Consider the following 12,648-nt stretch of genomic DNA (forward strand, 5'->3'; position numbering starts at 1 on the left):
TATGAACCCTTCTGTCTCCCTGTCCTCCTTGCACTCGGGCTTCCCCCGGTTGGCACTGTGCTCGCTCCTGGGCACTGCCTTGCTCAGCGGTTGCGGTGCTTTGGATCGCTCCTTGCGCACACCGGATGTCAGTGCGGCCATCAAGGCCGATTTGCCTGCGGCGGCCCCCAAAACCACTGCGGTGGTGCCTTCCAAGGTGAGCGATGCCCTGGCCGAGCCCGCGCCGCCTGCCGTGGCCCCACCACCCGAGCCCCGGCTGGACTTGCTGGTGAACAACGCCCAAGCGCGTGAGGTGTTTTTGGCCATCGTGGCCGATACCCGCTACAGCATGCTGATGCACCCGGATGTGAGCGGCACCCTGTCGGTCACCTTGCGTGGCGTCACCGTGTTGGAGGCGCTGGAGGCGATTCGTGATGTGTATGGCTACGACTTCAAAATGGAAGGCCGGCGCATCACGGTGTACGCCCCCACGCTGCAAACTCGGGTGTTCACGCTGAATTACCCCACCTCCCAGCGCCAGGGCAGCAGTGAGTTGCGCGTGTCCTCCGGCGCGGCGCTGCAGCAGTCCACCTCGGGCGGCAGCACCACTACGGCCAACAATGCCACTTCTGGAGCGGCCCAGCCGGAAAACAGCCGCGTTTCCACCACCTCCAAGTCCGACTTTTGGGGCGAGCTGACGGGTGCCATCAAGAGCCTGGTGGGCAATGGCGAGGGCCGCAGCGTGGTGGCCAGCCCGCAGGCCGGCATTCTGGCGGTGCGCGCCATGCCCGAAGAGTTGCGCCAGGTGGACAAGTTCTTGAAAGCCACCCAGGCCTCTGTGGAGCGCCAGGTGATGCTGGAGGCCAAAGTGGTGGAGGTTGAGCTGCGCGATGGCTACCAGAGCGGCGTGAACTGGGGCGCCTTTGGCAACGATGGCACCACCCAAGCGGCGGCCGGCGTCATCGGCAGCGGCGTCACCAGCACCAACGCTTATGTGCAAGGCACCACCACCATCAATGGTGCGGTGGCCTTCCCGTCGGTAGCCACCGGCGGCGGCTTGTTTGGCCTGGCCTTGGCCACCAGCCAGTTCGGCGCCGTGCTGGGCTTTCTGGAAACCCAGGGCGATGTGCAAACCCTGTCCAGCCCGCGCGTAGCCACCCTCAATAACCAAAAAGCGGTGCTCAAAGTCGGCACTGACGAGTTTTTTGTGACCAATGTGTCCGGTGGCACCAACTCCACCAGTACGACCACCAATACCAATAGCACCAGCACCCTGCCCACAGTGACGCTGACGCCGTTTTTCTCCGGCATCTCGCTGGATGTGACGCCGCAGATTGACGATGGCGTCAATGTCACGCTGCATGTGCATCCGGCCCTGACCACGGTGTCCGAAAAATCCAAGCAGATCGACCTGGGCAGCGCGGGCAATTTCAAGTTGCCGCTGGCGTCCAGTGCGGTCAATGAAACCGACACGCTGGTGCGTATTCAGGACGGCGCCATCGTGGCCATCGGTGGCTTGATGCAGCTGGAGTCCAGCCGCAATGCCTCCGGCATTCCCGGTACCACCAGCATGCCTGGCTTGGGGGCCTTGTTTGGCAACCGTGCCAGCCAGGGGCGCAAGAAGGAAGTGATTGTGCTGATCAAGCCCACCATCATCCGCACCGCCGCAGACTGGGAAGCCCAAGGCCGCCGCGCACGCGCCGCCATTGACGATATGGATGCCGCCCGCGCCCGGGTCATCCAGCTAGATGGTCCGGCCAAGTAATGTATTTGGGGCACTTTTCGCTGCGTGAGGCCCCGTTTTCCATCACGCCGGATACCGATTTTTACTTCGCCCATGAAGGTGCCCAGTCCGCCCTGAACACCTTGCTCGTGGCCTTGCGCAGTGGCGAAGGCTTTTTGAAAGTCGTGGGTGAGTTGGGGTGTGGCAAAACCGTGTTGTGCCGCCAACTGCTCAAGACGCTGCAAGACGAGTGCGTGACCGCCTACATCCCCAACCCCGACATGGGTCCGGATGATTTGCTCGCGGCATTGGCCCTGGAGCTGGGCTTGAGCGTCAGCCAGCCCCCGCACCGCCACCAGATCCTGGCTGACATTGCGCAGTGCCTGCTGACCCACGCGGCTCACAACCGGCGGGTGGTGGTGTGTATCGACGAGGCGCAGGCGATTCCGGTGCGCACGGTAGAGAGCTTGCGCCTGCTGTCCAACCTGGAAACTGAAAAACGCAAGCTGCTGCAATTGGTGCTGCTGGGCCAGCCCGATCTGGACAGCAAGCTGGCCCGCCCGGAAATACGGCAGCTGCTGCAACGCATCACCTTCAGCGAGTACCTCGGACCCCTGGCCCAAGGTAGCGAGGGCGACTATTTGCGCCACCGCCTGGCCCGCGCGGCGCGGGACGAGTCCACGGACCTCGATGTGTTCACCCCGGCGGCTGTACGGGCCCTGGCCAAGGCCAGTGGCGGGGTGCCACGGCTGCTCAACATCCTGGCGCACAAGTGCCTGATGCTGGCCTATGGCGAGGGGGTGCACCGGGTGAGCGCTCAGCATGTGAAATGGGTAGCCCGGGACACGCCGGGCGTGCCATCCGCCGCCTGGACGTGGCGCGCGTGGTGGGCCGGCTTGTGGGGCCGGCGCCCCCGCGCCGCCGTGAGCACCCGGACCGCCGGAGAGGTAGACGAATGAGTGTGATCAACAAAATGCTGCGCGACCTGGACCAGCGCCGTGCCACCAGCCTGGAGCCAGGTCTGCGCGCCGGAACGCGTGCAGTACTGGCACCACCGGTGGCGGGCACGCGGTCGTTGCGGCGCGTGGCGCAAGGGCTATCGGCCGTGGGCTTGGTCGCGGGTTTGGGTGCGGCGGGCTGGTGGTACCTGCAAGCGCAGCCCCGGCCGACTGCCCCGCCGGTGGCAGCTGCGCCGGTCGTGGCCACGCCCCCTGTGCCGGCCGTGAGTGCTGTGCCGGCAGCGACGACCGCCAGCGCAAGTGCTAGTGCAGATGCGGGTGTCAGTGGGCCGGTGGAGTTGCCCGTGTCCGCCGCCCCCGTGGCAGCGGGGGGTGCTGCCGCGCAGCATGTGCCTGCATCCTCGTCCATGGCGGCACCAGCACCAGCACCAGCACCAGCACCAGCACCAGCACCAGCACCAGCACCAGCACCAGCACCTGCACCTGCACCTGCACCTGCATCCGCGCCGCTCCCGGCCTCTGTGCCCGCTACATCAACGCCTCCGAAGACCGCGACACCGTTGCAGCTGCCGTCTGTTGCGCCTAAGGCACCGGTAGCTCCGCCGTCCGCAGAGCGCACCGGCTTACAACTCACGCCGTCGATTTGGGGTGTCACCCCGCCCGTACCGCCAAAAGTAGCCGCGACGCCTGCACCAGCCGCCGTGGTCCCGGTGGCGCCAGAGCCCGCCGTGCAGGCGCAGCGACAGCAGAACGCGGCGCGCGAAGCCCTGGTGCAAGCCCAGGGCTTGTACAACGGTGGCTCGGCGGATGCAGCAATGGCCTTGTTGCAGGATGCGCTCTCCGTGGCGGAGCGGGCATCGCCCCCGGCGCCCGTGGCAGTCCAACTGTCGCTGGTACGGGAGCTGGCCCGCATGGAGCTGGCCCAAGGCCGGGCTGCGGCGGTGTTGGAGCTGTTAGGTCGCGTCGAGCCGCTGTTGGCGGGCCAGGCCGACCTGTGGGCGGTGCGCGCCAACGCGGCACAGCGCTTGGGGCGTCATCAGGAGGCGGTGCAGTTTTATGCCACGGCGCTGCAAACCCGGCCTGCCGAGCAGCGCTGGCTGCTGGGCAGCGCGGTGTCTCTGGCCGCGCTGGGGCAGCTAAGCCAAGCCGCTGAGTTGGCAGAAAAGGCACGCGCCATCGGGCCGGTCAGTAAAGACGTGCTGGGCTATCTGCGCCAGCAGGGTGTTGCACTGCCAGATAAGTAATAAATCTGGCTCTAGCGCACGTGGAGTATGCGCAAGCAGCTATCTATTTAGTAGCAAATGTGTTGCGGCAATGGGGTGCTTGCGCCCCGCGCTGAAGCGGGTACTACCCACCGGCTCGCAGCACCCGCCGGTATTGCATGGCCTCGGCCACATGGGGTAGCAGGGTGGCGTCGGACTGCGCCAGGTCGGCAATCGTGCGGGCGATTTTCAGGGTGCGGTGGGTGCTGCGGGCCGACCAGCCCAGCTGGGTGGCTGCGGTTTGCAAAAATTTGGCCGCTGCCGGGTCCAAGGCGCTCGATTGGTCGATGGCTTGACCGCTGAGTGTCTGGTTCGGGTGGCCCTGGCGCCGGATGGCCCGCTCGCGGGCTTGCACGCTGCGCTCACGGATGGCGGCGCTGCTTTCGCCCGGCGGGCTTTGAATCAGTTCGTCGGCCGGTAGCGCGGGCACTTCCACATGCAAATCGATGCGGTCCATCAAGGGGCCACTGAGCTTGCCTTGGTAGCGCAGCACCTGGTCCGGCGTGCAGCGGCAGGTGCTGGTGCTGGAGCCGAGGTAGCCACAGGGGCAGGGGTTCATGGCCGCCACCAGCTGGAAGCGGGCCGGAAACTCCGCCCGCCGCGCAGCCCGGGCGATGGTGATGGTGCCGGTCTCCAACGGCTCGCGCAAAGCCTCAAGCGCGCTCCTGCTGAACTCTGGAAATTCATCTAAAAAGAGGACTCCATGGTGCGCCAGCGAGATTTCACCCGGTCGCGGCGGGGAGCCTCCACCCACCAAGGCCACCGCGCTGGCGGAGTGGTGGGGGTGGCACGTCGGCCTTTGGCCCCACTGCTGTATCTGAAAGCGACCGCACAGGCTGCCGATGGCCGCGCTCTCCAGCGCTTCGTCGGTGCTCATGTCGGGTAGCAAGCCCGCAAAGCGCTGGGCCAACATCGACTTGCCGGAGCCGGGCGGACCTACGAGCAACAGACTATGGCCCCCTGCCGCTGCAATTTCCAGGGCCCGTTTGGCACTGGCCTGGCCTTTGACATCGGCCATATCGGCGTGGTGTGCGCGGGCCTGAAGGGGCGCGGGCACCACCCGCACCCAGCCTTCCGGGTCTTGCTCCAGGGGCACGCCTTCGGCATCTTTGGCCTGCCCGCCGGGTGCAAAGTGGTGCACCACATCCAGCAAATGGCGCGCGCGGATGACCCGGGAGTCCGGCACCAGCGCGGCTTCCTCGGCATTGCCCGGCGGCAGCACCAGTTGGGGGCGCGTGGGGCTGCGGCGCAAGGCCAGCGCCATGGCCAAGGCGCCGCGCACGGCCCGCAGCTCGCCGGACAGGGACAACTCGCCTGCAAACTCAAAGCCGGCCAGCGCTGCCGCGTCGATTTGGCCGCTGGCAGCCAGAATGCCCAGGGCAATCGGCAAATCCAGCCGCCCCGAGTCTTTGGGCAGGTCAGCCGGCGCCAAATTCACCGTAATGCGTTTGTTATTGGGGAACTCCAGCCCGCTGTTCTGGATGGCGCAGCGCACCCGTTCGCGGGCTTCTTTGACTTCGACATCGGCTAAACCCACCAGCGTGAAACTGGGCAGCCCGTTGGCAAGGTGGACTTCCACGGTGACCTGCACCGCTTCCAGCCCCAATAAGGCGCGGCTTTGCACCAAAGACAAGCTCATATTTCCGTTCCTCCCAAAAAGGTGCGCAACGACACGGTGCATGGCGCCTGTTTGCACCACAAGCGTGCGTACTGTTGTTTTGTACAGTTATCTTATCGCAAGTCCTTAAATCGTGCGGGGAAATCTGCGCTGCGTGGCAGCGCGAGAACTTGGCACGGCTTCTGCTTTACGTCATTCAGCTCCCGAAACCTGGTGCATTGCGTCGCCGGGGCCGGACTCTGTCATCAACTATCAAGCTGAGGTGAACACATGAAACTCGTGACGGCCATCATCAAACCGTTCAAGCTCGATGAGGTGCGCGAAGCCTTGTCCGGCATGGGCGTACAAGGCATTACCGTGACCGAAGTCAAAGGCTTCGGCCGCCAAAAGGGCCACACAGAGCTGTACCGCGGTGCAGAGTACGTGGTGGACTTTCTCCCCAAAGTGAAGATCGAAGCCGCGATTGACGACGCCCTCGTCGAGCGCGTGATCGAAGCGGTGGAAGCCGCAGCCCGCACCGGCAAGATCGGTGACGGCAAGATTTTTGTCTACGACCTCGAACAAGTGGTGCGTATCCGTACCGGTGAAACCGGTAACGAAGCGCTGTAAAAGAAAGAGAGCCCGACCATGAAAAAACTTCTCGCCACCATTGCCTTGGGCATGAGTCTGCTGACCGCAGGCACCTTCGCCCTGGCCCAAACGGCTGCGCCGGCTGCAGATGCCCCCGCGGCAACCGCCTCCGCACCGGAAGCTGCTGCGCCTGCCGCAGCCCCCGCTGCCGCTCCAGCGGCTGCAGAAGCCGCTCCCGCAGCAGCCCCTGCGCCCGTACCTAACAAGGGCGACACCGCCTGGATGACCATCTCCACCGCCCTGGTGTTGTTCATGACCCTGCCCGGCCTGGCCCTGTTCTACGGCGGCTTGGTGCGTAGCAAAAACATGCTGTCCGTGCTGATGCAAGTGTTCGTGGTCACCGCACTCATTTATGTGCTGTGGGCCGTGTACGGATACACCTTGGCATTCGGTGGCGATGGCGCGTTCTTCGGCACCTTTGACAAGCTGTTCCTCAAGGGCATTACCCCTGACTCGGTGGCTGCCACCTTCAGCAAGGGCGTCGTGATTCCTGAGCTCACCTTCGTGGCCTTCCAGGCGACGTTTGCGGCCATCACTTGCGCGCTGATCGTCGGTGCCTTTGCGGAACGTATCAAGTTCTCCGCTGTGTTGGCTTTCTGCGTGATCTGGTTCACCTTCAGCTACCTGCCCATGGCACACATGGTCTGGTACTGGGCCGGCCCTGATGCGATCACGGACGCTGCTTCTCTGGAAAAAGTGGTGGCTGCTGCCGGTTACCTGTGGGCCAAGGGCGCACTGGACTTCGCAGGTGGCACCGTGGTGCACATCAACGCAGCGGTTGCCGGCCTGGTCGGTGCCTATGTGGTGGGCAAGCGTATCGGTTACGGCAAGGAACCCATGGCGCCTCACAGCCTGACATTGACCATGGTGGGCGCTGCCATGCTGTGGTTCGGCTGGTTCGGCTTCAACGCCGGCTCCAACCTCGAAGCCAACGGCTTGACTGCTCTGGCCTTCATCAACACCTTGTTGGCCACTGCGGCTGCTACCTTGGCCTGGATTACCGGTGAAGCCCTGTCCCGCGGCAAGGCTTCCATGTTGGGCGCTGCATCCGGTGCAGTGGCTGGCCTGGTGGCCATCACGCCTGCTTGCGGTTTCGTGGGCCCCATGGGATCGATTGCGATCGGCCTGATCGGCGGCTTTGCCTGCCTGTGGGGTGTGAACGGTCTGAAGCGCCTGCTGGGTGCGGATGACTCCCTGGACGTGTTTGGTGTGCACGGCGTGGGCGGTATCGTCGGTGCTTTGTTGACCGGCGTGTTTGCGGCTCCTTCCTTGGGTGGTACCGGCGTGTACGACTATGTGGCCAATGCTGTGGGCGCTGAGTACTCCATCGGCGGCCAGGTGTGGATCCAGTTGCAAGGCGTGCTGGTGACGGTGGTGTGGTCTGCGGTCGTGGCCTACATTGCCTTCAAATTGGTGGACTTGGTGATCGGTCTGCGTGTCTCTGAAGAAGAAGAGCGCGAAGGCCTGGACATCTCCAGCCACGGCGAAACCGCTTACAACCGCTAAGTTCTGAACGCAGCGCTCCGCGCTGCAGTTTCCAACGAGTTTCTTCTTGAGACTTGAGCCCGGTCCCCGCAAGGTGGCCGGGCTTTTTTACGCACGGGCGGTGCACAATGCCACGCTGTTGTATTGCCCCTCTCAGAATGGATACCCTATGAGTACGCCCCTGACCCTGCGCCACGGCCCCTTGCGCTGTGACATTTGCCCTGCATTGGGCGGTTCGATTGCCGGCATGTGGTTGCAAGACCTCCCGGTCATGCGCTCCACACCGGGCACCGAGCTGCGTTCGGTGCGGGAGTCGGGCAGTTTTCCGCTGGTGCCGTTTTCCAACCGCATCGGCTATGGCACCTTGGCGTGGTCGGGCACGGACCACCCTTTGGTCAAAAATTTTGACCCCGAGCCCCATACCATCCACGGCATTGGCTGGGAGCGGCCCTGGGCGGTGCTGGAAAGCACCGACAGCTATGCCCTGCTGTCCTTGGAGCACAAGGCCGATGCGGCCTGGCCCTTTGACTTCGATTGCTCCCAAGTCTTCAAGCTGGAAGACGGGGCGCTCGACATGAGCCTGAGCGTTACCAACCAAGGCCATACGCCTGCCCCCGTGGGTCTGGGTTGGCATCCGTATTTTGTGAAGCGCCCTGATGCGGAAGTGCAGTTCGCCGCCACCGGCCGCTGGGAAATGGCGGCTGACAAATTGCCCACCCACCGCGAACCCCATGCGGGCCTAGACCAAGCCACGGCTGCCTTGACCGTGGACCACTGTTTTGACGGCTGGGGCGGGGTGCTCACGCTGCGCGATAGCTTGCTCCAGGTAACCGTCCGCTCGGCCTTGAGCCGGTTGGTGGTGTTCACCACGCCTCAGCGCGACAACATCGCGGTGGAGCCGGTGAGCCACGTCAACAATGCCTTGAATTTGATGGCCGCCACGGGAGCCAGCGCAGACAGCCTGGGGGTGGTGGTGTTGCAGCCGGGGGCGAGCTTTAGCTGCAGCATGCGGATCGAAGTCTGTGCCGCGCAGGAGGTGCAAGCATGAGCTGGCAGGCATTGAGCGATGACGTCTTCGAACTGGGCGAATCCCCGTTCTGGCACCCGGCGGAGCAGCAGCTCTATTGGGTTGACATCCCGGGCAAGGCCATTTTGCGCGCCAACATTTACATGGGCACCGTGCAGCGCTGGGACATGCCCAGCGAGCCGGGTTGCATAGCGCCTGCGGCCCAAGGCGGCTTGGTGATTGCCCTGCGCGACGGTGTGTTCCGCGCCCACGCGTGGGGTGGAGCGCTGCAGCGCATTGCCACGCTGCCGTACGACACGGCGGTGATTCGCGCCAATGACGGTAAATGCGATGCGCTAGGCCGCTTCTGGGTGGGCACGATTGACGAGCCCAAGGCGGGCCGGGCGGCGGAGCTGTTCTCCATTGACTGCCGCCAGGGTAGTGCGGTGGTGCAGCGCCATGCCGGCGATGCCTTGACCGCCAACGGCCTGGCCTGGAGCCCGGACAACCGCACGGTGTATTGGTCCGATACGCCTAACCACCTCACCCACGCCTGGGACTTCGATTTGGCAGCCAACACCTTGAGTGCCCATCGCGTGTGGCGCACCTATGACGCCAAACCGGCGGGCTGGACGTTCGAGCACACCGCCTACGCCGGCCGGCCGGACGGGGCGGCCGTGGATGTGGAGGGCAACTACTACGCCGCCATGTTTGAAGGACGCCGCATCTGCAAGTTCGCGCCCGATGGCCGCCTGCTCGCCAGCTGGGAAACCCCGGCCCAGTGCCCCACCATGCCGTGCTTCGGGGGCGAGGACCTGAAAACCCTCTACATCACCACCGCCCGCCACGGGCGCAGTGCGGCCGAGCTGGCGCAGTTTCCCTTGTCCGGTGCGGTATTTTTCATGCGCGTGGAGGTGGCCGGTTTGCCGGTGAACAGCTTCGCCGGCTGAGCCCCGGCGGGGCGGATGGAGGCGCCAAGGTCAAAAAACCGGCGCCTGCGGTTTCAAAAAATTCACGCTCAAGGCAGGGGGGGCCGCTTAACATTGCCGCCATGTCTTCACCGCCCGACGCCCTCCTGCCCCTGCTGGACCAGATCCGCACCGCTGCCGCCCAGCGCACACCGCTCCACATCCGGGGCGGTGGCAGCAAAGACTTTTATGGCTCTATACAGCCCGCTGCGCTGCTGGACACCCGCAGCCTGACGGGCATCATCGACTACGCCCCCAGCGAGCTGGTGGTCACAGTGGCGGCCGGTACCCCTTTGCACGAGCTGGACGCCTTGTTAGCCGCCCAAGGGCAGTGCCTGCCTTTTGAGCCACCGCACTTCGGCTGGTCGGGGAGTGACCGCATGGCGACCGTGGGCGGCATGGTGGCAAGCGGCTTGGCCGGCCCGGCGCGCGCCACGGCAGGCAGCGTGCGTGACTATGTGCTGGGCTTGAAGCTGGTCAACGGCAAGGGGGAGTACCTCACGTTTGGTGGCCAGGTCATGAAAAACGTGGCGGGCTACGACGTGTCGCGCCTCATGGCCGGCGCCATGGGTACGCTGGGCTTGATCACCGAGGTGTCGCTCAAAGTGCTGCCGGTGCCACCGGCGGAGGCAACGCTGGTGTTCCCGCTGGCCCAAGCGGCGGCGCTGGAGCAGTTGCATTGCTGGGGCGGGCAGCCCTTGCCGCTCAATGCGAGTTGCTGGGTGCATGACCCATCGGCAGGCGGTACCGGGCAGGATTTGCTCTTTGTGCGCCTGCGCGGTGCCGTGGCGGCGGTAGAGGCCGCGTGCCAACGCATGCTGGCCGACGTGCCCGGTGAGCGCATGGACACCGCCCAGGCGGCTGCCGATTGGGCCTTGTGCCGCGACCAGAAACTCCCGTTCTTTACCGACGGTGCCCGCACCGGGCAGGTGCTGTGGCGCCTGTCGGTGGCCCAGACAGCGCCTGCGCTGGACCTGCCCTGGGCACAGCTTGTGGAGTGGCAGGGCGGTTTGCGCTGGCTGTGGGCCCCGCTGGATGCCGGTGCGCAGCTGCAGGCAGCCGCCAAAGCCGCAGGTGGAAATGCTACTGTTTTTGTAGCTGCTGGCGCAGACCTATCAGGCGCTAGAGGCCAAAATCATTCCTCATCGGCAGGGCAGGGCGCCTTGCTCCAGCGCCTGAAGGCCGCGTTTGACCCGGCGGGCATTTTCAACCCCGGCCGTCTGTACTCCGACTTCTGACCATGCAAACCCACCTCGCCCCCGAATACCAGAACACCGCCGACGGCCAAGCCGCAGAAGCCATCCTGCGCAAATGCGTGCACTGCGGCTTTTGCACTGCCACCTGCCCCACCTACCAGTTGCTGGGTGACGAGCTCGACGGCCCGCGAGGCCGCATCTACCTGATGAAGCAGGTGCTCGAAGGGCAGGAGCCCACCCGCGCCACCCAGCTGCACCTGGACCGCTGCCTGACCTGCCGCAACTGCGAAAGCACCTGCCCCAGCGGTGTGGACTACGGCCATCTGGTGGACATCGGCCGCAAGCTGGTGGATGCCAAGGTGCCGCGCCCCGCGGGCGAGAAGGCGCTGCGCTGGGCGCTGAAAGAAGGCTTGCCTTCGCCCCTGTTTGCGCCGGCCATGAAGCTGGGTCAATTGGTGCGCCCCTTGCTGCCCCAGGCCCTCAAAAACAAGGTGCCGGTGCCGCACGAGGCGGGCGCCTGGCCCACCCGCACCCATGCGCGCAAAGCGTTGATGTTGGCAGGCTGTGTGCAGCCCGCCATGTCGCCCAATATCAACAACGCCACCGCCCGCGTGCTGGACGCTGCGGGCATTCAAGCCGTGGTGGCGCCTGCCGCCGGTTGCTGTGGCGCGGTGAAATTCCATTTGAACGACCAGGACGGCGGCAAGGCCCACATGCGCGCCAACATCGACGCCTGGTGGCCCTATGTGGAGCAAGGCGTGGACACCCTGGTGATGAATGCCTCGGGGTGCGGCGCCACTGTGAAGGACTATGGCCACATCCTGCGCGATGACCCGGCCTATGCGGACAAGGCCGCCACCATCAGCGCGCTGACCAAAGACCTGAGTGAGTTGTTGCCGGAGCTGGTGCCGGCGTTGAAAGCCTGGGTGCGTGTGGATGCCGCCACCCCGGCACTGGTGTTCCACCCGCCCTGCACTTTGCAGCACGGCCAGAAACTCAAAGGCGGGGTCGAGGCCCATATGAGCGCGCTGGGTTTTGCGGTGCGCGTGGCGGCTAACGAGTCCCACCTGTGCTGCGGTTCGGCAGGCACGTATTCGGTGCTGAACCCGGAAATTTCCTACCAGCTGCGGGACCGCAAGCTGGGCCACCTGGCGCCCGCCGGAAATGAAGTCATTATCAGCGCCAACATCGGCTGCATCAGCCACCTGCAAAGTGGCACAGAAACCGCAGTGCGGCACTGGGTCGAGGTGCTGGACGCGGCTTTGACTGCAGGCGGCTAAGCCGCGCAGGGCGCCTGCCGCCGGGGGCGCTCAGGCCAGCGCCGCCTCAATATCCTTCGCCAGGCTGGCCGGTGTGTCGGTAGGTGCATAGCGCTTGAGCACCTGACCGTCCTTGCCGATCAAAAACTTGGTGAAGTTCCACTTGATGGCCTTGAGGCCCAGTAGCCCGGGGGCTTCCTTCACCAGCCACTGATAGAGCGGATGGGCTTCGCTGCCGTTCACATCGATCTTGGCCATCATCGGGAAGCTCACGCCGTAGTTCAGTTGGCAGAACTCCGATATTTCGTCGTTGCTACCCTTGTCTTGGCTGCCAAATTGGTTGCAGGGGAACCCGAGCACCACGAGGCCCCGCGTGCCATACGTCTTGTGCAACGCCTCCAGGCCGGCAAACTGGGGCGTGAACCCGCAGGCGCTGGCGGTGTTGACGATCAGCAGGGCCTGGCCCTCGAAGGTGCGCAGGGGCACCGGCTTGCCTTGGATGGACAGGGCCTCGAAATCGTAAATGCTGCTCATGGCGTTCCTCGGAGTGGTGAAGTCCTGCA

The 12,648-nt window shown here is 64.9% G+C and carries 11 protein-coding genes; 9 read left to right on the forward strand and 2 right to left on the reverse strand.

Going from position 1 to position 12,648, the window contains the following annotated elements:
* The first annotated feature begins 1 nt into the window (after nucleotide 1).
* The 3 genes from FDM28_RS04690 to FDM28_RS17725 are packed head-to-tail and all read left to right on the forward strand — an operon-like array spanning nucleotide 2 to nucleotide 3,905.
* Complete coding sequence (locus tag FDM28_RS04690) at nucleotides 2–1,744, forward strand: pilus (MSHA type) biogenesis protein MshL (protein ID WP_138513507.1); 1,743 nt, start codon at nucleotides 2–4, stop codon at nucleotides 1,742–1,744.
* Complete coding sequence (locus FDM28_RS04695; protein ID WP_138513510.1) at nucleotides 1,744–2,661, forward strand: ExeA family protein; 918 nt, start codon at nucleotides 1,744–1,746, stop codon at nucleotides 2,659–2,661. Before FDM28_RS04690 ends, FDM28_RS04695 begins: the two co-directional genes overlap by 1 nt.
* Entirely contained in the window at nucleotides 2,658–3,905 is a 1,248-nt protein-coding gene (locus tag FDM28_RS17725) for a tetratricopeptide repeat protein (RefSeq protein ID WP_138513512.1), read from the forward strand. The genes FDM28_RS04695 and FDM28_RS17725 overlap by 4 nt, the downstream gene beginning before the upstream one ends.
* Before the next feature lie 103 nt (nucleotides 3,906–4,008).
* On the opposite strand, the gene FDM28_RS04705 is transcribed toward FDM28_RS17725, so the two are convergent.
* Nucleotides 4,009–5,562 carry a YifB family Mg chelatase-like AAA ATPase gene (locus tag FDM28_RS04705; RefSeq protein WP_138513514.1) on the reverse strand — a complete coding sequence of 518 codons (1,554 nt, stop codon included), beginning with the start codon at nucleotides 5,560–5,562 and terminating at the stop codon, nucleotides 4,009–4,011.
* Between the two features lie 249 nt (nucleotides 5,563–5,811).
* On the opposite strand from FDM28_RS04705, the gene glnK reads away from it, so the two are divergent.
* The 6 genes from glnK to glcF all read left to right on the forward strand — a co-directional run bounded on the left by glnK (nucleotide 5,812) and on the right by glcF (nucleotide 12,106).
* On the forward strand, nucleotides 5,812–6,150 hold the full coding sequence (gene glnK, locus FDM28_RS04710; RefSeq protein WP_138513516.1) for a P-II family nitrogen regulator: 339 nt from the start codon (nucleotides 5,812–5,814) through the stop codon (nucleotides 6,148–6,150).
* 18 nt (nucleotides 6,151–6,168) lie between these two features.
* Nucleotides 6,169–7,677 (forward strand): ammonium transporter, encoded by a 1,509-nt coding sequence (locus FDM28_RS04715; RefSeq protein WP_138513518.1) that lies wholly within the window; start codon nucleotides 6,169–6,171, stop codon nucleotides 7,675–7,677.
* Between the two features lie 148 nt (nucleotides 7,678–7,825).
* Nucleotides 7,826–8,704, forward strand: coding sequence for an aldose 1-epimerase (locus FDM28_RS04720; protein WP_138513520.1), 879 nt, complete (start codon nucleotides 7,826–7,828; stop codon nucleotides 8,702–8,704).
* Complete coding sequence (locus FDM28_RS04725) at nucleotides 8,701–9,612, forward strand: SMP-30/gluconolactonase/LRE family protein (RefSeq protein WP_138513522.1); 912 nt, start codon at nucleotides 8,701–8,703, stop codon at nucleotides 9,610–9,612. Before FDM28_RS04720 ends, FDM28_RS04725 begins: the two co-directional genes overlap by 4 nt.
* Nucleotides 9,613–9,713: 101 nt before the next feature.
* Nucleotides 9,714–10,868 carry a glycolate oxidase subunit GlcE gene (gene glcE / locus FDM28_RS04730; RefSeq protein ID WP_138513524.1) on the forward strand — a complete coding sequence of 385 codons (1,155 nt, stop codon included), beginning with the start codon at nucleotides 9,714–9,716 and terminating at the stop codon, nucleotides 10,866–10,868.
* A gap of 2 nt (nucleotides 10,869–10,870) precedes the next feature.
* Complete coding sequence (gene glcF / locus FDM28_RS04735) at nucleotides 10,871–12,106, forward strand: glycolate oxidase subunit GlcF (protein ID WP_138513526.1); 1,236 nt, start codon at nucleotides 10,871–10,873, stop codon at nucleotides 12,104–12,106.
* A 30-nt stretch (nucleotides 12,107–12,136) separates the two neighbouring features.
* Here the strand turns inward: glcF and FDM28_RS04740 are convergent, their stop codons facing one another.
* Entirely contained in the window at nucleotides 12,137–12,619 is a 483-nt protein-coding gene (locus FDM28_RS04740) for a glutathione peroxidase (protein ID WP_138513529.1), read from the reverse strand.
* Nucleotides 12,620–12,648 lie beyond the last annotated feature (29 nt).

It is taken from the genome of Rhodoferax bucti, assembly GCF_005876985.1.
Taxonomy (GTDB): Bacteria; Pseudomonadota; Gammaproteobacteria; order Burkholderiales; family Burkholderiaceae_C; genus Allorhodoferax; species Allorhodoferax bucti.